The following is an 18,735-nucleotide window of genomic DNA, read 5'->3' on the forward strand; positions in this document are numbered from 1 at the left end:
ACTGACCTGACGACGAGGCAGCCGTCCCCGTTCTGACCGCCCGTCCCCTTGCTGAGTGTGCAGTTGAGTTTGCTCGTCCACCCTGAGGTGTTCGGGTCGATGGACTCGGTGGTCGGGCTGAGGAGGTTTCCGGGGATCGCCAAGATTCCTCCTCAGCCTGCGTTGAGTACCTGAATGAGTTCGCCCTGTGCGGTGCGTACTTCGGTTCGGGCAATGTCGGTGATCTGCTCGTTCCCGACGAACACCGACACGGACAGGTCGCCGAGCTGCTGCGACGCCGACCGTGCGGCCAGCGACGTGAGCGCATTCGCCTGCGCCGTCGTGAACACCGGCTCCGGCCTGCCCGTGCCGTTGAACGCAAGGTTCATGCCGGGCTGCAGGTAGCCGCCGGAGTCGTAGGACCCCGGCTTGAACCCATACCAGCTGGTGAACAGGCTGTCGTTGTAGCCGCGAGCCCGCGAGCCCACGACGACGCCGTCGCCGCCTCTCGATTCGACCTTCGTCTTGCCGAGGGTGCCCGCCGTGTGGCCGACACCAGCAGCCGTGATGCCGACCTTGAATGCGCTGTTGCCGTTCTTGACCCATCCAGGGGGCGCCGCGTTGCCGCTGAACGCGTGCGTGCTCCACCTGCGGTGTGGCTTCTGCCCGCGAATGACGGACTCAATGGCGCTCATGAAGCCCGAGCAGTCCCACGAGGGGTTTCCGTTGCCGCCCCACTGGTACGGCAGCCCGTTCTGGGTTTTCGCCCACTTCAGCGCGGCCTGGATCTTCGGGCCGCCCACACCACCGGCGCCCTTCTTGTCGGCGTCCTTGCTGTAGCCGAACAGGGCGTCGAGGATTTTGTTGGGGATGCGGCGGATCATCGCCCCGAATCCGGTGTCCATGCCCGGGAATGACTTGAGGAGCGGGTTCACGGCCGCTTTCACGCCTGCCCGTGCCGACCCTTCCAGGGTGTCCTTCAGCCAGGACGCGCCCTTTTTGACTGCGTTCCACGCCGACGAGCCCGCGCCGGCTACGGCGTTGGCGGCCTTGCCGATCCAGCCGAAGATGCCGCCGTCCGCGAACGACTGCACGATGCCGCCGCCTGCGTAGCGCAGCGACCTGTCGGTCGGTGTGTTCGGGTCGCCGCCGAACACCGGGGCCAGGGCAGCCTTCACGCCCTGTGCGCCGCGGGACTTGGCGATCGAGTTCATCGCGCCGACGAAGCCGGAGCCGACGGCCCGGGTGAACTCGGGCCGCATGATGGCCTCGCCGCCCGACAGTTCGAGCGCCCCGCCTGTCGGGGAGACGAACCGGTGTACGTCACGGCCTGGCGTGTAGCCGGGCATGATGCCGCCGGACGCGAACTTGAACGTCTTCAGCTTCGGCGCCCCGAAGGCGTCGGCGACCTTGTTCCAGACGCCGACGATGCCCTTGTTGTAGACGGTGTCGACGACGAACTGGACGGGCGCACGTGCGACGGTCTTCAGGCGGTCCCACTGCTTCTTGATCGCGGCAACGGCGTCGGAGAACAGTCCCCCGAGCCCGCGGATGATGTTCCGCCAGCCGTCGAAGACCGGCTTGATGCCCCGGTCCCATGCCGTCCGCCCGATCGAGACGATCTGGTCGAAGGACGGCTTGATGGCCTCCTTCCACAGCCAGGTGGCCCACTTCCCGATCGTTTGCAGGCCGCCCCAAATGTTCTTGAACACGGGCCGCAGGTGTGTTTCCCACAGGGCTTTGCCTGCGGCCTTGATGTTGTCCCATGCGGGCTTGATGGCGTTGGTGTACAGCCACTTCGCCTTGTCCCCGATCCACGTGAACACCGGGGAGAAGACGCTGTTCCACAGCCACATGGCGTGTGCGGCGATCAGGTCGAAGGCTGGTTTGATCGCGTGGGTCCACAGCCACATCGCGATCGCGCCCACGATCTTGATCGTGGCGATGATCGGCAGCAGAACGAGCACGACGATCGCCGTGAGCAGGATCTTCGCCGCCGCGGCGATCAGGTCGAAGGACGGCTTGATGGCGTTCGTCCACAGCCACATCGCCCACCGGCCGACCGTCTGCAGTGCCTCCCAGATGAACGTGAACGTCGGCTTGAGGACGTTGTTCCACGCCCACAGAACCGCGGTCTGGATCGCCGACCAAACGGCCTGCACCAGATCGCGGAACCAGCCGAACTTGTTGTACGCGTAGATGACCAGTGCGATCAGGGCAAGGATCGCCAGCCCGATCAGAACCAGCGGGTTCGCCGCCAGAGCGGCGTTGAACGCCCACACGGCGATGGTCCAGATCTTCGTCGCCAGAATGATCCCGTAGATCAGCAGGATGAACCACGGCGCCTTGTCCGCGATGATGCCGATCGCTTCAGCCACGCCGCCCAGCAGCGTGAGCAGCGGGCCGGAAAGCGGCGACAGGGCTGCGCCGATACTCAGGAACGCGCCCGCGATCTTGCCGAGCGTGTCCGCCAGCAGCGGCCCGTGTTCCGACGAGTAGGCCAGGAATCGCTCGAACTCCGGCGACCCCTTCAGGCTCGTACCCCAGGTCGCGAACCGGCCCGTGATCGACTGCATCCGAGACGAGATGGAGTCCATGTGCGGCAGGAAGGCATCGATCACGCCTGCCATGCCCTTGATGACGTTACCGAAGGCGACACCCAGCCCGACGATGGCGGGCGTCACGTTCGCCTGCAGATCCCGCTTGAAGCCCTGCCAGAACGGCGACTTCACCGAAGCCGACGCCCGGTCCTGCAGCGTCCTGATGGCCGCAGCAGCGCCGAGCACAAACGGCGTCAACGTCGGCAGCGTGTTCCGCAACGACACCAGCGCCCGCGTGAAAATCGGCATCACCGCAGGCTGCAACGCCTTCGACCACTCCGAGAACGCCGACCGCAGATCAAGGAACGCGTTGAACGTCTCCCGCGCCGCCGGCGTCAGCTTCGCCAACTCAGCCCGGTACTTGGCCTGCGCAATCGCAGCCTGATCCACCCCGGCGGCCGCCGAAACCGACGCCGACTCGATCTGCCGCTGAGCCGACGCAACCGACTCCGCGCCAGCCTCCTGGGCCTGAACCACACGCTCCTGCGCCCGGGCGATCGTCTCGGCGCCCTGCCGCTGCGTCTCCGCGACGTTCCGCTGGGCGTCCGCAAGCTTCGACTGCGCCTCGGCGATCGACCGCGAGTTCTGGATCTGGGTTTTCGTGACGTTCTGCTGCGCCGACGCCAGTGCTGCCGTCTTGTCAGTGACGTCCTGCTGGGCGTTCGCCAGCTGCTCTTGCGCCGACTTGACCGTGTCGGAGCCCTCAACGCCCGCCTTGTTCGCGGCGGCCGTCTCCGTCTTGAGGCGCTTCGTCTCGGTCGTCTGCTCCTTCAGGCGCTGCACGGCCTGGTCGTACTGCAGCAGCGCCTTCTGCTTGTCGAGTTCGGTCGCTGTCTCCGACTGCAGCACCCGGTCGCGTTCGATCGTCGCTTCCTTCAGCGCGATCTCGGCGTCCCGCTGCGAGAGCTTGCTGTCCGTCAGCCGGTTATCGAGATCCTCCAGTTGCTGTGTGGCCTCCCTGCGGGCCGCCACCAAATCGAGCTGGGCCTGCCGTGCACTCTTCTGCGACTGTGCGAGATCCCGCTCGGCGCGCGACACGTCCGCGTTCGCTTGCTGCATCCGGTCCGCGGCCTGCGCGTAAGCGTCCGCGAGGGACTGGCGGGCAGACTTCACCTGCTCCGCGGCGCGCGCATTGTTCTGCGCGGCCTGCCGGACAGCATCCGACACACCCCGCTCCGCCTCGGCGACCTGCCGGGCCGCATTACGCTGCGCAGACGCCAACGCCTGCTGCGCCCCCGCCAGTTGCCGAGCCTTCGAAGCGCCCTGCCCCGCCGCCTGGCCGCCCTGATAGGTGGCGTTCGTCGCCGCATCCTGGGCCGCCTTCTGCGCCTGCAACGCCCCCGCGATCCCCTTGAATGCCGGGGCCGCCACTAGCGCGATACCGCCGATACCAGCCGCAGCGGCAACACCGGCAGCCGCGATCGCACCCAGACCAGCCGCGACCACCGGCAGAGCCGGGATGATCGCCGGGCCGAACGCGATCGCCGCCGTCGTCAGCAGGTTGAGGTTGGCTGCGGCCGACCGGGTGTCGACGTCGACGTTCGCCGTCTGCCCGTCGAGCCGGTTCACCATCACCTGAAAGGCGGTCAACTGGGCCGATGCGGCAGCAACATCTGCGCGCACCTGCACGTCCGCATCCGAAGCCGACAGGCGTTGCAGACGCTCCTGCAGTCGGGCGATCCGGGCCGTGGCCTCCGCCGCGTCGATGTCGACACCGACCTGCATGTCGCGCATCGCCAACAGCTGGGTACGGATCCGTGCGATCTCCCGCTGGGCGTCGGTACTGTCCGCGTCGATCTCAACGTCAGGGAGGTCCCTCAGAGCGGCCTCAACGCGGGTGCGGAACGCCCGCCCGAACGCCCCACCCGTATCCGAGCCGGACCGGGTCGCCGCCGGGGTCGCAGTCCGGCCGCCCGTCGTGATGCCGCTACGGACCGCCGACGCGATCTGGGTGGAGACGTGGCGGCCGATGACCCGCCCGATCTCCTCGCCCACCTCATCGGCCGCAGGGACCAGCTGCTGCTGCATCCGCCGGCGAATGCCCTGAGCGTTGGGCAGAACATCAACTTCGACGCTGCCGACAGAGATTGCGGGCACTGAGGGCCTCCCCCCAGCGCTATGCGGCGCTCCCGTTGATGATCCGGAACAGGGTGTTCGCCTGGTCGTCCGTGAGCTTCTGCTTCGCCCGCGCAGGCTTCGCGCCCGGGCGGCGAATCGGCTCCGGAGCCTGCGGCCGCTTCGACTTGTGCTCGGTGTTCACACAGATCAGCACGTACTCAAGGCGTGCCACACGGTCAGCGACGGTGGCCAGCAGCTGCTCAACCTGCGACCAGCGGCCCTTCTCCGGCTCACCCTTCTCCGCCTGCTCCGCCACCTCTTCGTCTGACATGGCATTCCGCAGCGCCGTCCACGTCGCCGACTCTGGAGGCAGGCGCTGGATCAGGACCCGAAGGCGCCGAGCCGTCATCTCGCCGCGGTGGTAGGCGTCGATCTGGTCGGCATCCCGCGGATAGTAGAAGGCGAGATCTCCCTCTACCGCCTCCGCGTGCGCCTCGACGACGGAGCGGGTCCACTGGATTTCCCCAGGCTCTCACCCGCGCGGGTCGCCGCATCATTGATCAGCTCGCCGACCTCGTCGTTCGTCGGGTCAAGATCCAGGAAGACTTCGTAGTCGTCGGGGTGGAGGACGATCTCCATGAACGCACCGACCTGCCCGTTGTTCAGCAGGTTCTGCCACGACTGCCGCCATGCCCCCGGCGGAATGATGCGAACTTCCTCACCGCACAGCATCCCGGTGACGTGCTTGTTGACGGCCTCGGACTCCTGCGCTTCCGCCTCCGTCACGTCCGGCTCGACGAAGTCGTCCTCCGGCTCCTCGATGCGGCGCTGCGCCGCCGGACGGGAAGTCGATCGAGCTGGCGTGCGCGGCTTGCGATTCGTGGCACTGGCCATGGCGCGGGCCTCCTATGTTCTGGCGCGGGACAGGAATAGTGAGGTGGGCGGGCCGGGCCCGCGCCGGCTGGCTCATCCAGCCCGCCCACCAGCTCAGGAGCCCGAGTAGGCGGGCGTCGCGGGAATCTTGTCGACGTGGTAGACCGTGTTCCCGGACGCGTCCGGGTAGGTGGTGATCGTCCACTCGTAGCCGGACATCTCGTCCTGCTTGAACGTGACGTCGGACCGGTCGTTGATCTCGCCCTCGGGGACGTAGAAGCCCTTGTAGGCGTCACCGTCGATGACGAGGAACCAGAACGCGCGACGGTCCGGAACCGGGCTGGCCGTCTCCGCGTACTTGGTGAGGCCGTCGCCGTCCGGCTCCAGATCCGCCGTGTCCAGCCGGTACTGCAGCGACTGCACCGCCACCCGGGAGGTCTCCCAGACGGTCAGGCCGAACGTGCGCACCGACTTGGTGATCTGCGTGCGGAACGGCGACGTCAGACCCCACGGAGTGAACTCCTGCGAGTCCTCATCGAACCCGTAGGTCAGACCGTCGTCCGAGATCGCACCCAGCGGCTCCCACGGAGAAGCTGGCTGAACCAGCGGCGACGCGGGCGCCGCCGTACCCACCGGCGCGACAAAGCCGCCGCCGTTCGCGCCCACCAGGGCGAGATCCGCGGCGCGGGTGATGTTGACCATGAGATGTCTCCAGACATGGAAGAGCCCGCGCACGGGCGGGAAAACGGGTCCGGCGCGGGCCCAGCCGACGGTCAGGAGACCGGATGGCAGAAGATTTCGAATGTGGCGCCGAAGCGGCGCAGGTTGGGGTTTTCATACGGACGCCATGTCGGCGCCGCGATGGTGCGGGCCGATGTGAAGACCGCCGCGGCTGTGACCGCTCCCCGCAGTTGCGTGAGGAGCAGTGAGCGTGTCTGGCTCATGAGTTGCGACGCCGCTTGCCGGGATGCCGCGTACACGTCGATGTCGACGAAGGCGCGGTCAAGGCGGAGCCCGTCATCGCCGCCGCCAGTCCTTTGGATCTGGATGACAGGCAAGACCTCGCCCAGGTCGGCCGGAAGGTCTGTCAGGACTCGCACGTCGAGTCCAGACGCCAGCCAGGCGACGAGTTCCGCCTCGATATCGACGCTGCCGACGTCCGCCATCAGTTCCGCCCGCCCAGCTGTGCGGCACGCAGCAAGACGTGGTGCGCGGTGACCCGTTCGGTGCCGTACTCCACCCAGCGGGCGTAGTGGGCGGTGTTGCGGACGTAGCCGACGGCTCGGTCTCGGCGGCGTCCGCCGCGCGGCGTGCTGTCCGTCTCCCAGGAATCTCGGTAGTGGCCCGGGTGCGGGCCTCCGGCATCGACGGGTGACAGGCCGACCGCGACGCCCTTGATGACCTCGGCGCGGCGCAGCATCTCCGCCTGCATGCCGGGCATGCGCAGCATCTGGCCGATGCCTTTACGGTTCGCCTTGAACCGTGCTGCCATAGCCCCTCCAGAAACTCGCGCAACCCAGGGGGCAGCATGGACATCCAGGTGAAAGGCGTGCTCGGCACGATCAGTTACGACGGGGAATGGGTCACCATTACGAAGGCGCCCGTTGGGCCCAAGCCCGCGCCGGTACGCATCCGTGCCGCCGACATCACCGGCACCCGCTTCAAGGCAGGCAGCCTGCTCATGCACGGCTACGTGCAGTTCGTACTCCCCGGCAGCCTCGCGGCCGGCGAGAAGTCCGGGCTCACGCACGGCGGACGGCCCCCGTATGAGGACCCGCACAGCCTGTCCATCCCAAGGAAAAGCAACGACGCCGCCGAGAAGCTGATCGCCGCCGTCGAGCAGGCCCGCAGCTAGCCAGTCACGAGTTCGAGGGCTGCCACGACCGGTCCCGTCGAGCCCGTGAACGGGGAGCGAAAACTGCCGGGCAGTCCATCCACCTCGTACAGGTCGCCGCCGACGCGGATCCGATCCGTGGCGCGGATGTCGGTGCCGTAGGGGGCGTACAGGGTGAGGCCGGTGATGACGGTGTCGCGGGCGTCGACGATCTCGTTGGCGCCCGCCCCCGTGCCGTCCCGCGGAGCGATACCGCAGCCGGGTACCGGGATCTCGGTCGGAGGTCCGGGGACGTCGTTTCCGTACACGTCACGGGACGGCGCGCCAGGCCTCAGGATCGTGACCGTGTCGCCGGCGGGGAGCTCACGCATTGGCGGCCTCCTCTACGGCTGCGCACCACGCCGCAAGGTCTTCCGAGGGATCCAGTTCCGCGCTGCGAGCCTTCGCTCGCTTGGACGCCAGGCGGTAGTCCCCGGGCGTCAGCAGCTGCCTCAGCGTGGCCTCGTAGCCGTCCACGTCGTTGCGGTCGACGTACACACCGGCGTCGGCCAGGGACTCGCACAGCCCTGGCGTGGGATGGGCCAGTACGGGGATGCCGCTGGCCATCGCCTCCACGCCGACACGCCCCCACGACTCGTAGGAGCTGGGCATGAGCAGCACCTTCGTGCGCGCGTACACCTGCGTCCGCATGTCCTCGCCCCGGACGTGCTCGAGGACTTCGACGTTCGGGAGATCCGGCAGGATCTGCTCGCCGTATGCGCCGGTCACGGCAAGGAACTGCTGCTCCGGCATACGCCGGGCCAGAGCTGCGAGAACCTCGCCACCCTTCTCCTTGCTGCAGTTGACGAGCGTCACCGCACCGCCGGGCTTCGTCGCGTACTCGGTGGCCACGACCGGCGGGCGCACGATCAGCGACTGCCTCGGGCGCACGCCCTTCGGGTACTCGGCGAAGAACAGTTCCGCCTCGTGCGCCATCCATCGGCTGTTGTAGACCGCCAGCGTCGTACCGCCGGCGGCCATGTCTCGGAAGCTGGGTCGATGCGTGTTGTGGCAGATCACGATCATCGGCTTGCCGAAGCCCCGGGCCAGCGACGCTGTCGACGGAACGGACTCCAGATGCGACAGGACGAGGTCAGCCTTGCGTACTGCACTCCCGAAATCCAGACGGGAAGCCAGAGGGATCACAGAGATCCCCTGGTACACGTAAGGCTCATGGGCGCCACCATGCTGAGACAGCCACACCTGCACGTCATGTCCGTGCTCGACGAGTGGACGCATCATTCCGACCAGCATGTGCTCGGCGCCCGCATTGTGCTCGGGAGGCATCGCATGGACGCGGACAACGACCCTCAGCGGCCGGCTCATCGGCGCCTCACCATCGACATGCCGACCTTCGGCCGATACCCGGCATCATCGAGCTCCCGGCGATCCTCGTCGGTCATTGCGACCGCGGTGCCCACGCCTGACCCGTCGGTTCGGTACGAGTAGGGGCCGATCGTCTCCCCCGTCACGCCGCCGGCGACCGTGGGCGATGTCAGAGTACGGAGAGCCATGCGGGCCACGACCGCCACCACGTCGGCGGGCACTTCAGCAGCGCCGTGGCTGTACATCACCCGGTAAGTGCCCGGGTAGGCGTCGGCATCCTCGTCGTACCAGAGCTCCGGCATGTTGATCGACGGGGTGTCGGCGGCCGTTCGGATGATGTCGAGCCCGTCCCATTGCCATCCCACCGCCGGGAGGTCTGGTGCACCGCCAGCGCCGACGGCCACCACTTCTGCGACCGCTATGACGGGCTTCTGCGGCAGCCGGATCTCGCCCTGCTGGGCGCGAAGCACCACGGTCTCGTTGTCGGTGCGCGTAAACGCCTGCTTGGTGTACGCGCGGACCTTCGCTGAGGCGTCCGACAGCAGAGACTGCGCGCGCGCTTCCTCAACTGGAGTCAGCGGCCTCCCGAGGCGGTCTGAAAGGTCCGTCACGCTAGCGAGGGGATCCACGTTTCGCCACCCCCTCCATCGCTGCCGCCCATACATCAAGTTCGGCAGCAGGGTCGAGTCCTGCAGCGCGGGCCGCGGCAGCCTTCGACGCCTGCGGGTAGACCTTCGGTGAGAACAGACGCTTCACCGCCGCCTCCCAGGCGTCCAAGTCGTCACGGTCGGCGAAAATGCCCGCCTCGCCCAGCGACTCCATGAGCCCCGCGGTCGGGTGAGCGACGACCGGGATCCCGGAGCACATCGCTTCGACCGCGACTCGCCCGTAGGACTCGTAGGAGGACGGCGCCAGGAGAACTCTGGTGCGGGCGTACACGTCCTTCGCCATGCGGTCGCCCGGCGTGTGCGGCACGATCTCCACGTTCGGAAGATCATCGCGGATGATCTGCTGCCCGTAGCCGCCGATCACTCCGAGGAACTTGCGGCGCGGCATGCGTTCCGCGAGGGCGTAGAAGACCTTCGCGCCTTTCTCCACCGTGAGGTTGATCAGGGTGATGCGGTCGCCCGGCGTGGCCTGATAGTCCTCGACGGCTACCGGCGGGTGCACGGTGATGCCCCACGGCATCGGCCGATCCCCGCGATGAACGCGCCACCACGCCTCCGCGTCCGCCTTCATCCAGGCCGTGTTGTAGACGACCAGCGATGGGGAGCCCTTCACCAGCCACGACTTCGACTTCTCGAAGGTGTTGTGCAGCAAGTGCACCACCGGTATGCGGTTCAGCTCCCCCAGTACCGACGCCCTGGCCGTGTTCTCCAGGTGCGTCACAATCGCCTGCGCTCGGCCGTCACCACGCATCCACCGCGACGGATCCGCCTTGCCCCGGTACGGGTATACGCTCACGCCGTCGATTTCGTAGGCGTCGGTCGCGGCATCCTGCTGCGACAAGAGGACGTCCACGTTGTGCCCGCGGGCCGCCAACTCCCGCAGGAGGCTGTGCGCCGCCCACTCGGCCCCCGCATTGTGGGCTGGAGGGTAGGCGTGAAGCATCGCCAAGACCCGCAACTGGAACTCCGATCCCCAGACGGCCGGCAACCCGTCGAGGCTGCCGGCCGCTCACGGTCAGGACGCGGCCGTGGTCGCCTGGACGACGGCGAACGGGCTGCGGGTCGCCGAGTTGGTGTTCAGGCGGGTCGCCGGGTTGGCCGTGGCGAACGCGACGCGCATGACGACGCGCATGGCCACCGAGTCCTGCTGCATCAGGTTGAGGATGACCTTGCCGTCGTCGTCGGAGATGACGCCCTCGGTGAACAGCTTGAAGCTGATGTCCTGCCGGACACCCACGATGGCCTTCGCCCAGTCGCCCATAAGCAGTTCGGCCTCGGACATGTCCCAGGCGCCGTTGGTGAGTTCCGACATCGGGTAGCCGTACAGCGTTCCGCCCGGCGTGCCCTGCAGGTTGGGCTGGTAGATCGGCACGCCCTGCTCGGTGCGCATCGTGTTGAGCTTCCACGTCAGGCCCGGCCGGCTGATGAAGCCGTTGACGGCGAACCCGTCCTCGGCCACCTTCCCGGCGGCCGTGGCGACGTCGACTGCGAAGTCGCCGCCGGTCCCGGAGATGACCGCGTTTCCTGCGGCGACCGCGGACTGGTAGACCGCGGTGGGCCACGTGGACGGCTTGTCGAGCCCGAAGAGGCCGGCCGCGTCCAGCTTGGCGCCGATGGCCTCCACCAGGCGGGGGCGCACCTCGTTCCAGATCGGCATCTGGGCGTCGTCCAGGTAGGCCTCGGGGATCGGAACGATCGCCGCGATCTCCTCGGCAACCAGGTCGACGTTCTTCCAGTCCTGCGCCGACGTCTGCTTCAGGCCGGTGTCGCCGCCCACGAAGTAGGCAAGCGGCAGGACGTCGAGAACCGGCTGGCGCTGAGTCTTGGACGACATCGGGACCCGGCGGGCCCGCTGCAGGAGCGCGGACGCCGCTGGCAGCTCCTCGATGATCTCCGCTGAGACGGGAGTCGGGACGAGCGGATCGTTGCTGGCGTCCCGGCTGATGAGGGAGTTGTACGTAGCCACGGGGTCTCCTTTCGGAAATGCAGCGGGCCCGGCCCCGTGGACATGGGAGATTCCGGTGCTGCGTCGAAATGCCTAGTCAGGGGGTACGGCCCGCGAGGCCGCGGATCCACTGGTCGGGGGTCACCTCCGTGCCACCCGAAGCCGTGGCGGCACCCGGCGTGAGCGACTCGACCGGCCGCTGCTGGGCCGGCGGCGCGGCAGGGGCGGACGCCTTCAGTCGCTCGGCGAGCATCTCTGCACGCGCATTGATCTCGTCTTCGCTGCCCGAACCGAGGAGGTCGATCAGGTCCGGCGGGATGTTGTGCGTCGCCGCTGCCATGAGGCGGGTGTTCGTAGCGCGCAGATCGGCGAGCTGCTGCTCGACGCCCTGTGCGCGTTCGGTCGCCCGCTGGAGTTCGGTCTTCTGGGTGTCCTCGAACTCCTGGTACTTCTGCGCGGCCTGGCGGAGCTGCTCGATCTCGTCCTTCGACTTGAAGCCGAGCGCAGCCAGGTGCTTGTTCTCGTGCTGCCGGGACAGCGCCTTCCACTTCGTCGCCTCGGACTCCCAGTCCGTGACCTCCTGCTTCGAGGCGCCCGCGCTTTGCTGAGCGGGGGCGGCCTGCCGGCCAGGCGGGTTCTGGGCCTGTGCGGGAATCTGTCCTGCGGCGACGGCTTCGGCGGGGGTGGGGACTGCCGGCGTGCCGCTGGCGGTCTCCGAGGTGTTCTCGGCCATTGATTGGGCTCCCTGTCGGGTGCGCTGCCGTGTCGGCGAACGCGGAGGTGGTTATGCAAAAGGCGCCCAGCCGTGTCGGCGGGCGCCATGGACGGCACCAGTGGTGCCGTGATCGGGAGTCAGGGGCGTGGTGCCGCGTATGCGGCGCGTCCTTCGGACTCCCACCAGCGGCGGAACGCATTGACGGCGTGCTTGCCGCCGCGGCCTCGCGTTTCCCGCAGCCAGTCGTCGTAGAGCTTCTCGGCAATGCCGATGAACGGCTCGTCATGTGTGAACGCGGGCCAGGCCTGGCACGCGCAGTGGTCGTGGTAGCGGTCACCGCCCTGCCGCGGATCACCCGCGGTCTGCGCCGACTTGTACACGGGCCCGCGGGAGGCGAGCATCGCGCACCAGGCGCACGGATCAGCGTCTGTGACCCGCGACCAGCCGGTGGCGTGGTCGTCCGCGGCGATCGACCGCTGCATGACCTGCCGACCGCCTTCCAGGGCCAGATACTGGGTTGTGCCGACCATGCGGACTGCCGCGGCGTCCATGGCCTGCTGCGGCGTCTTCCCTGCCGCGATGGCCTTCTTGAACTCGACGGGCCCCGTCACATCGAGCGAGTCCTCAAGGCGCTGCACCAGCAGCGGCAGCGGCCCCTCCGGGGCGAAGTCGTCATCGAGAATGTCGGCGTCGCTTCTGGCATCGAGGTAGCTCGAGCCGGCCAACGCGGCGGACTGCTCACGCGCCTGCCGCACGATCGGCATCAACGCGGCACGAACGGCGGGCCAGGACGCGTCGACCTTGGCGGGGTTCATCAGCTCTCGCCATACCTGCAGCACCTGCTGTGCGAGGCGGGCCGCCATCAGAGCCTGAATGGCTCGGTACTTCTGCGGCGCCTCCTGGCCGGCCATCAGAGCACCAAGTCCGCTACGGGCGCAGGTGCCGAAGGCGGCTTGAGCTGGTCCATCTGCTTCTCGATGATCCCGTTGAGGCGGTTCATCGAGTCGCCCTGCTCGGCAGTCGTCTTCCACCGCTCGACGTCAGTCTGCGTGACCCCGGGGATCTTCTCCCACAGTTCCTGTGGAGGAACGCCAAGCATGGTCACCAGCTTGCCGAGAGCGTCCACCGTCTGCGCGAGCGAGCGAGCCGACGTGTCCCGCCACACCACCTGCGCCGCCGTGTCCTCCCACGCCCTGGCGTCCCCTGCTGCGAGGCCGGCCAGCCGCAGTGTCTGCTCGTGGCCTTCCCCGCACAGCGATTCGCGTTCATCCGTCTTGCGGTCGAGGCCGTCACGGGCAGCCGCCAGGGCCTCGGCAGACAGGTTCACCATCTGCCCGAGCAAGTGGTAGGGCGGCACCTGCGACAGCGTGGCCATGTGCCGGATCGTCGACTCCCGCGAGTCGAGGTAGCCCTTCAGGTCCGTCTGGCCGAACTCGCCGAACTTGGTGTCCGCATCCTCCGCGACGAACAGGCCGTCGACACGCGACCTGAACGGCTCGATCGGGTTCCCGTCGCCGTCCAGAGGCGGCGCCATGCCGGTCACCCACCGCTGACGAAACGCCGCGTACTGCTGAGCCATCAGCAGGTTGAACGTCGTCATGTTCAGCTGGTCCTGCGAGTCGATCAGAGGCTCAACCTCGCCCACAACGCCGTCACCGTCGAGATCCTCGGTGTTGATGTAGCGGACCACCGGGCAGACCCCGAGATCGTGCCGCATCAGCCACTGATCACCATCGGGCGCCAGCTGTGAGCCGTCCTCTTGGCCAGCCAGCGTGTAGCGGGCCTGGTCGTCGTAGATGCGGACCACCCGGCGTTTACCCTTCGCCGTGTTCTCCAGGCGGTCTTCCACCGCAAAGATCGGCCACTCGTCGTTCACCGGGTCCGCGTACAGGGCGGTCATGCGCCGCGGCGAGAACGGCGTGATCACCGGAACCGGCTTGCCCGGCATCACCACCGCGTAGGCGGCCCCGTAACTGAGTACCGAGCGGTGAATGCCGTGCTGGCGGGCATCCATCCGGTTCGCCTGCCAGATTTCCCACGGCGCCGCGTTCGTATCCGAACCCGCCGGCCGGTAGCCGTCGACGTACATGTTCTGCGCGACCACTGTGACCACAAGCGGCAGGATGTTGACCTTCGCCCGCTCGATCAGCCACCGATATTCGGCCCGCGCCCCGGCCGGGACGTACACCGAGTCGTGGCGGCCACACAGATACCGCTGGATCCTGTCCAGCCGCATCTGCTCACCGTCGCGGATCTTCAGCAGACGACGCGCCGTCGACACTGCACTGTCCTTGTCCATGACCGCCACGCGTCGCTCACCTCCCCGCCATCACGCGAATCCGTGCACGCGCCCTGTGCGCTGCTTCTTCTTCTGCCGCTTCGCCCAATCCGGCGAGGCCAGCAACGCCCTGCGGGCCATATCTGCCAGCTGCATCCCGGCAAAGCCGTCGACCTTCTTCGGGGACTCACGCGACTCCTTGCCGAACGACACACCCCACTTGTTGGGGCGGCGGCGGGCGTTGCCCACATGCCGCTTCAGCATCTGGTCGCCGGTCTGCAGGATCTTCCGGTCGACGATGGCCTGCACCAGCGCCTCGGTAGCTTTCGTCAACTCCTGCTGGTGGCCGCGCATGTCGTAGCCGATCACAGACCGGGCAGACGCCTTCACCAGCAACTCATCGCGGTACGTTTCGCCCCACTCGTCGATGTACGACTCCCACAGCTTGACGTCCGCGAAGAACGCCCGGACCTGGAACCGGCCGAACGCGTTCGCCACCAGATCCGACACCTGCTTACGGTCGACCTCCCAGCCCTTTGCCAGCGGACCATCCGGGCGCTCCCACATCCCAAGCGGCTGCACGAGCCGATCAGAGATGCGCATCGCAATCAACACGGTTGCGTCGTCCGACTTGCCACCGTCAAAGCCGAGCGTGATCTCGTCGCCGTCCTGGAGCCGCTCGTCCGTCAGGCACTTCGCCCACTCCCCTGGGTCCAAGAGAGCGTCCTCGGCGGCGACCGGCTGGTTAAGCCAGTACCGGCGTGAATCCGACGGAGACGACTGGGGATCCCAGATCTCGGCAATGATGCCGTCCAGATCCATCCAGGCAGCCGCCGGCCCGTAAGCCTCCTTGAGGCCAGCCAGCAGGGCGTCACGGTCGGCAAGGTCGACGCCGTCCGTGGCCTGCCGGTGGTCGAAGAGCAGGCCCGCGGCGTCCGCGTCCCGCACCCGGCCTTCCCTGATGGCCTTGAAGTAGGTGTGTGTCGCCTCCGCCACCGAGTCCTGTCCGGGCTCGTACATCGTCGACGTCTCGAGGCACCACGGTTCGGCTTCCTTACGCTTCCGCAGGTTGCGTCGCACCGTGCCATGCATACGCCGCAGTTCGGGCAGCACATACAGGTGAGTCTCGTCGAAGACCGCAAAGGTCTCCTTGCCGCCGTCCTTCGCAGCTGACGACGCCGTCGACGGAGTGATCTCGCCCCGCTGGTGGTGCAGGATGATCCGGCTCGACGACTGCGCCGACTTGCCGATATCGATACCCGGAAAGTCGTCGCCGTGATGCTCGATCAGGTACTCGAGCATCGTTGACACGTTGTCGTAGGTGTTGCCGGACTGCCCTTCCTCCGTGGCCAGGCAGCGAATGAACGGCGACTTCACCGGCCGCCCGACCGGTTCACCGTCCGCGTCCCAGCCGTCGAAACGGACCGGGAAGAGGGCCTCCGAGCACACCAGCATCCCGGCGATCTCAGACTTGGCGCGCCCTTTCGCCCGCGACAGGAACGCCCGCCGGTACATGCGTCGACCAGTTTCCGGGTCGATCCGGTAGGCCTTGACGATGAACGCGTAGAACTCGTCGTCCAACTCGATCGGCTCGCCCACCACGTCGCCAGGACCATGGCAGAGGAACTCTTCGATGTGCTCCACGATGTGGTGACCGAGAGAAGGGAACTCGCCGTCGTACTGGGGTCCGCGCCACGGCATGGCACCCCCTACACGGCATCCTCCGACACGATCCGCAGGTTCTTCCGCCGGTCCGACGTCGACCGTGGCGTTTCAGGCTGCCCCTGCTTGTCGGCGGGAGTCTCGATCTTCAGCTTCAGGCGCATCCGGTCTTCCGGTGTCGCCCCGTATTTCGCAGCCCTCAGCCGGACTTCGGACGCAAATTCCCAACGCCCCTTGGTCCACATGACGTGGTGCAGAAGCGCCGTGTCCAAGAGGAAATCCCAGTCGGTGTCGATGAAGACCTGCGCCTGTGCCGAGCGCCGCCACGTCTCCCACCACTGCACTGTCCGCGGATGCCACGACTCCTGATCCGGCAGAACCCCCTCGGGGAGCTCCGGGCCACGGACCTCGTCATCGCCCTCCACCCGATGAAGCTCGGCATCCCGAGCCTTCGAATCCCGGGCGCGTGAACGCGTCGCCTTCGGCGCCATCCCACGACCAGCCATCAGGGGCACCCCCTCACAGCAAGTCGTCGATCACCCGCGTCAGATCGGCCAGCTTCGACGGAGCGTCCTCGAACGGCTGCCTCGTCACGGTGATGTAGCGGCCACGGTCGTACACCTCGACCGACGAGTCCCCGCGGCGGATCCGGCGCCCCCGGCCCACCGATCCGAAGCCCCAAATGTGCAGGCCCGTCCCGGACGGCGAAACCTCGATGTACGTCTCCGGCAGCCCGTCCACGATGCGCCGGGCCCACGGGCGCAACTCGCCGTCAAGCAGCGCATGGTCAAGGTCGATGCACACGAGCCGATCCGCCCAGCTGAGCACGAAACCCACGCCAACACCCGCCGATGAACGGCAGACCTTGCTGTAGCTGCTCCACGTCTCCGGATCCGTCGACGACGCAGGCCGGACCTTCGGGCCCACAACCGAGAGCGGCACCTTGCGATCGGTGTGCCGCACCCATTGCTTGCGCCGCGTCATCGCAGACGGAAGGGGATCAGCCTTGCGCCGGCCTGCACGATGGGCAGCCATGCGACAGCGGCCGGAGCAGAAACGCGCGTTGTGCGCATGCCTGGCAGCAAGGTGCTCCCGGCAGTGCTCGCAGCGCTTCGTCTTCATGCCCCCATCATAGCGGAGTGCGTGACGGCAATACCTATTCTGAGCTGCGCTGATGCAGTCTCGTGACGGTCAGACGAGCTGGCCGGCCCGCACGGCCGCCGCGCACGCCCCGCACATCGCCGCAGGTCAGAGCTTGATCATCAGATCCCCAGAGTCACGCGCACCGCGGCAAGCTAACGTGCCCGATCGCCAGGATTTAGATGATCTTGGGGGTGCCCCCAGGGTGATCTTGCCGTCGTGATCTTCGAGTCGCCCCGGTCAGTTGATCAACCCAGGGTGCGGCTCGGCCGGCCGAGCCCTGGCGGGCTTGGCGTGGGCCGCGGCCGACGCCTCGCGCCCCGTCTTCTGGTCGTGGTGCCACTGACACAGGGACCACAGGTTCTCGTCGCTGTGGTCGTCCACGCCCTGAGCGGCGCCGACCTTGTGGTCCACCTGGTTGGCTGGCTCCCCGCACGGGCCACCGGTCGAGAGCGGCCACCGGCAGCGCCACCCGTCGCGCTTCAGGATCCGGGTACGGATGCGGGCCCAGCCCTTGGGGAGCGGGGCTGCACGCCGGCCCTGGCTGGCCATCAGTTGCCCTTGGCGTGGCGCATGGCTTCCTCTCCTGGCGCGTGGCCAGGACGCGCGCCAGTCGCACGTTGGTGGAGGTTGGAGCAAAGCCCCTTCACGATTCCCGGGCCGACGTGCTTGCTCAGCTCGGTAACGCACCGGTCGAAGTCGCCCGGAACGCCCCATTGGATCTTGGCCGCCCCTGCGCCCTCGGCCCAGTAGCGCATCAGGCGCTCAGTGGCAGAGGCATCCTTGGGGCTGGCTTCTCGTCCTGCGACCATGCGGCTTCATCTCGCTTCCATTCAGCTACGAGCTTGGCGCCCTTCGCGAGGTTGCATCCCTGGCAGGCGGGGAGGACGTTGCCAATGGCGTGCCGGCCGCCGCGGGACAAGGGGACGACGTGGTCCATGTGGAGGCCGCCCTGGTTCCCGCCGCAGTAGGCGCAGCGGTGGCGGTAGTGGCGGACGAGCTTGCGCCATTCACGGCTGTCGACGCCGACGCTGTCGGGGTTGAGCTTCTCCCATGCACGCCGCGCCGCCTTGTACTGGGCGGCGATCGCTCGCCGTAGTTCCGGGTTGGCGCGGCCCCACGCAACGGCTGCGGCGACTCGCTGCGGCCGGTAGCGGGCGTAGGAGACGCGCCTGCTGCAGAGGCGGGAGCAAAACACGGAGGTGGACTGCTTGGGCGTGAAGACGGTGCCGCAGCGTTCGCATGGGCGCGGCGTGAGATCGGCGTACACGATGGCCCGCCGTGCGCGATGCCGATTGCCGCAGTCTGGGGTGCAGTACTTCTGGTCGGTGCGCCAGGCTTTGAAGGTGGCGTCGCAGCCGAAGCAGGCGCGCTCGGGTTCGGCTTCCTTCTGCCTGGCTGCGTAGAGCCTGTTGTAGCGGAGTCCGTTGCAGGAGCGTGAGCAGCAGAGGGAGTCGCGGCGCTTCGGCGTGTAGATGGTCCCGCAGATGTCGCATGGCCGTTCGGGCAAGACGCCGAGGGGCTCGCGCTTGGGGCAGGTCTTGCAGCGCCGGGCGTTGCGGTGGAGAGCGGAGATGTCGGCGCCGCAGCGGTCGCAGGCGCGTGTAGCGTTGGTCAT

At 67.7% G+C, this 18,735-nt stretch carries 20 protein-coding genes; 1 reads left to right on the plus strand and 19 read right to left on the minus strand.

Annotated features, from left to right (window positions below; all coding sequences use genetic code 11):
- Positions 1 to 152: 152 nt before the first annotated feature.
- From ADK57_RS25675 to ADK57_RS25700, 6 genes are all read right to left on the minus strand, one after another.
- A complete protein-coding gene (locus tag ADK57_RS25675; RefSeq protein ID WP_053751924.1) occupies positions 153 to 4,676 on the minus strand; it encodes a hypothetical protein in 4,524 nt (1,507 codons plus the stop codon).
- Between the two features lie 19 nt (positions 4,677 to 4,695).
- Positions 4,696 to 4,968, minus strand: a complete 273-nt coding sequence (locus ADK57_RS25680; RefSeq protein ID WP_234390421.1) for a hypothetical protein — start codon at positions 4,966 to 4,968, stop codon at positions 4,696 to 4,698.
- Positions 4,969 to 5,111: 143 nt separating this feature from the next.
- Positions 5,112 to 5,531: a hypothetical protein gene (locus tag ADK57_RS25685; protein ID WP_053751926.1), complete on the minus strand. Its 420-nt coding sequence runs from the start codon at positions 5,529 to 5,531 to the stop codon at positions 5,112 to 5,114.
- Between the two features lie 93 nt (positions 5,532 to 5,624).
- Positions 5,625 to 6,212: a hypothetical protein gene (locus ADK57_RS25690; RefSeq protein ID WP_053751927.1), complete on the minus strand. Its 588-nt coding sequence runs from the start codon at positions 6,210 to 6,212 to the stop codon at positions 5,625 to 5,627.
- A gap of 71 nt (positions 6,213 to 6,283) precedes the next feature.
- Positions 6,284 to 6,676, minus strand: coding sequence for a hypothetical protein (locus tag ADK57_RS25695; RefSeq protein WP_053751928.1), 393 nt, complete (start codon positions 6,674 to 6,676; stop codon positions 6,284 to 6,286).
- Positions 6,676 to 7,002 carry an HK97 gp10 family phage protein gene (locus tag ADK57_RS25700; protein ID WP_053751929.1) on the minus strand — a complete coding sequence of 109 codons (327 nt, stop codon included), beginning with the start codon at positions 7,000 to 7,002 and terminating at the stop codon, positions 6,676 to 6,678. Before ADK57_RS25700 ends, ADK57_RS25695 begins: the two co-directional genes overlap by 1 nt.
- Positions 7,003 to 7,038: 36 nt before the next feature.
- Between ADK57_RS25700 and ADK57_RS25705 the strand changes: the two genes are divergently transcribed.
- Positions 7,039 to 7,365: a DUF4429 domain-containing protein gene (locus ADK57_RS25705; RefSeq protein WP_053751930.1), complete on the plus strand. Its 327-nt coding sequence runs from the start codon at positions 7,039 to 7,041 to the stop codon at positions 7,363 to 7,365.
- On the opposite strand, the gene ADK57_RS25710 is transcribed toward ADK57_RS25705, so the two are convergent.
- The 13 genes from ADK57_RS25710 to ADK57_RS25770 all read right to left on the minus strand — a co-directional run bounded on the left by ADK57_RS25710 (position 7,362) and on the right by ADK57_RS25770 (position 18,735).
- The gene (locus ADK57_RS25710; protein ID WP_053751931.1) at positions 7,362 to 7,715 is read right to left on the minus strand and encodes a hypothetical protein; all 354 of its coding nucleotides are present in this window, start codon (positions 7,713 to 7,715) and stop codon (positions 7,362 to 7,364) included. The two genes, ADK57_RS25705 and ADK57_RS25710, sit on opposite strands and share 4 nt — an antisense overlap.
- The gene (locus ADK57_RS25715; protein ID WP_053751932.1) at positions 7,708 to 8,709 is read right to left on the minus strand and encodes a glycosyltransferase family 4 protein; all 1,002 of its coding nucleotides are present in this window, start codon (positions 8,707 to 8,709) and stop codon (positions 7,708 to 7,710) included. The genes ADK57_RS25710 and ADK57_RS25715 overlap by 8 nt, the downstream gene beginning before the upstream one ends.
- Complete coding sequence (locus ADK57_RS25720; protein WP_053751933.1) at positions 8,706 to 9,320, minus strand: hypothetical protein; 615 nt, start codon at positions 9,318 to 9,320, stop codon at positions 8,706 to 8,708. Before ADK57_RS25720 ends, ADK57_RS25715 begins: the two co-directional genes overlap by 4 nt.
- Before the next feature lies 1 nt (position 9,321).
- Positions 9,322 to 10,320 carry a glycosyltransferase family 4 protein gene (locus tag ADK57_RS25725; RefSeq protein WP_063786008.1) on the minus strand — a complete coding sequence of 333 codons (999 nt, stop codon included), beginning with the start codon at positions 10,318 to 10,320 and terminating at the stop codon, positions 9,322 to 9,324.
- A gap of 72 nt (positions 10,321 to 10,392) precedes the next feature.
- Complete coding sequence (locus ADK57_RS25730; RefSeq protein WP_053751935.1) at positions 10,393 to 11,343, minus strand: phage major capsid protein; 951 nt, start codon at positions 11,341 to 11,343, stop codon at positions 10,393 to 10,395.
- A 76-nt stretch (positions 11,344 to 11,419) separates the two neighbouring features.
- The gene (locus tag ADK57_RS25735; RefSeq protein ID WP_053751936.1) at positions 11,420 to 12,055 is read right to left on the minus strand and encodes a hypothetical protein; all 636 of its coding nucleotides are present in this window, start codon (positions 12,053 to 12,055) and stop codon (positions 11,420 to 11,422) included.
- Between the two features lie 119 nt (positions 12,056 to 12,174).
- Positions 12,175 to 12,948 carry a hypothetical protein gene (locus ADK57_RS25740; RefSeq protein ID WP_053751937.1) on the minus strand — a complete coding sequence of 258 codons (774 nt, stop codon included), beginning with the start codon at positions 12,946 to 12,948 and terminating at the stop codon, positions 12,175 to 12,177.
- Positions 12,948 to 14,336, minus strand: coding sequence for a phage portal protein (locus tag ADK57_RS25745; protein ID WP_063786009.1), 1,389 nt, complete (start codon positions 14,334 to 14,336; stop codon positions 12,948 to 12,950). Before ADK57_RS25745 ends, ADK57_RS25740 begins: the two co-directional genes overlap by 1 nt.
- Positions 14,337 to 14,366: 30 nt before the next feature.
- Positions 14,367 to 15,959 (minus strand): Terminase, encoded by a 1,593-nt coding sequence (locus ADK57_RS25750; protein ID WP_234390422.1) that lies wholly within the window; start codon positions 15,957 to 15,959, stop codon positions 14,367 to 14,369.
- Between the two features lie 65 nt (positions 15,960 to 16,024).
- A complete protein-coding gene (locus tag ADK57_RS25755; RefSeq protein ID WP_234390423.1) occupies positions 16,025 to 16,468 on the minus strand; it encodes a hypothetical protein in 444 nt (147 codons plus the stop codon).
- Between the two features lie 28 nt (positions 16,469 to 16,496).
- Positions 16,497 to 17,099, minus strand: coding sequence for a DNA primase (locus ADK57_RS25760; protein WP_053751941.1), 603 nt, complete (start codon positions 17,097 to 17,099; stop codon positions 16,497 to 16,499).
- Between the two features lie 258 nt (positions 17,100 to 17,357).
- Entirely contained in the window at positions 17,358 to 17,669 is a 312-nt protein-coding gene (locus ADK57_RS25765) for an HNH endonuclease (RefSeq protein WP_053751942.1), read from the minus strand.
- A 205-nt stretch (positions 17,670 to 17,874) separates the two neighbouring features.
- Positions 17,875 to 18,735 carry an HNH endonuclease gene (locus ADK57_RS25770; protein WP_053751943.1) on the minus strand — a complete coding sequence of 287 codons (861 nt, stop codon included), beginning with the start codon at positions 18,733 to 18,735 and terminating at the stop codon, positions 17,875 to 17,877.

Origin of the sequence: Streptomyces sp. MMG1533 (assembly GCF_001279775.1) — a bacterium.
In the GTDB taxonomy this organism is placed as follows: Bacteria; Actinomycetota; Actinomycetes; order Streptomycetales; family Streptomycetaceae; genus Streptomyces.

Coding starts and splice junctions, on each gene's coding strand:
- ADK57_RS25715 (WP_053751932.1), bottom strand. CDS start 8,709: ATGAGCCGGCCGCTGAGGGTCGTTGTCCGCGTCCATGCGATGCCTCCC.
- ADK57_RS25755 (WP_234390423.1), bottom strand. CDS start 16,468: ATGGCGCCGAAGGCGACGCGTTCACGCGCCCGGGATTCGAAGGCTCGG.
- ADK57_RS25725 (WP_063786008.1), bottom strand. CDS start 10,320: ATGCTTCACGCCTACCCTCCAGCCCACAATGCGGGGGCCGAGTGGGCG.
- ADK57_RS25710 (WP_053751931.1), bottom strand. CDS start 7,715: ATGCGTGAGCTCCCCGCCGGCGACACGGTCACGATCCTGAGGCCTGGC.
- ADK57_RS25685 (WP_053751926.1), bottom strand. CDS start 5,531: ATGGCCAGTGCCACGAATCGCAAGCCGCGCACGCCAGCTCGATCGACT.
- ADK57_RS25695 (WP_053751928.1), bottom strand. CDS start 6,676: ATGGCGGACGTCGGCAGCGTCGATATCGAGGCGGAACTCGTCGCCTGG.
- ADK57_RS25765 (WP_053751942.1), bottom strand. CDS start 17,669: ATGGCCAGCCAGGGCCGGCGTGCAGCCCCGCTCCCCAAGGGCTGGGCC.
- ADK57_RS25745 (WP_063786009.1), bottom strand. CDS start 14,336: ATGGACAAGGACAGTGCAGTGTCGACGGCGCGTCGTCTGCTGAAGATC.
- ADK57_RS25770 (WP_053751943.1), bottom strand. CDS start 18,735: ATGACCAACGCTACACGCGCCTGCGACCGCTGCGGCGCCGACATCTCC.
- ADK57_RS25700 (WP_053751929.1), bottom strand. CDS start 7,002: ATGGCAGCACGGTTCAAGGCGAACCGTAAAGGCATCGGCCAGATGCTG.
- ADK57_RS25705 (WP_053751930.1), top strand. CDS start 7,039: ATGGACATCCAGGTGAAAGGCGTGCTCGGCACGATCAGTTACGACGGG.
- ADK57_RS25690 (WP_053751927.1), bottom strand. CDS start 6,212: ATGGTCAACATCACCCGCGCCGCGGATCTCGCCCTGGTGGGCGCGAAC.
- ADK57_RS25740 (WP_053751937.1), bottom strand. CDS start 12,948: ATGGCCGGCCAGGAGGCGCCGCAGAAGTACCGAGCCATTCAGGCTCTG.
- ADK57_RS25680 (WP_234390421.1), bottom strand. CDS start 4,968: ATGTCAGACGAAGAGGTGGCGGAGCAGGCGGAGAAGGGTGAGCCGGAG.
- ADK57_RS25760 (WP_053751941.1), bottom strand. CDS start 17,099: ATGAAGACGAAGCGCTGCGAGCACTGCCGGGAGCACCTTGCTGCCAGG.
- ADK57_RS25735 (WP_053751936.1), bottom strand. CDS start 12,055: ATGGCCGAGAACACCTCGGAGACCGCCAGCGGCACGCCGGCAGTCCCC.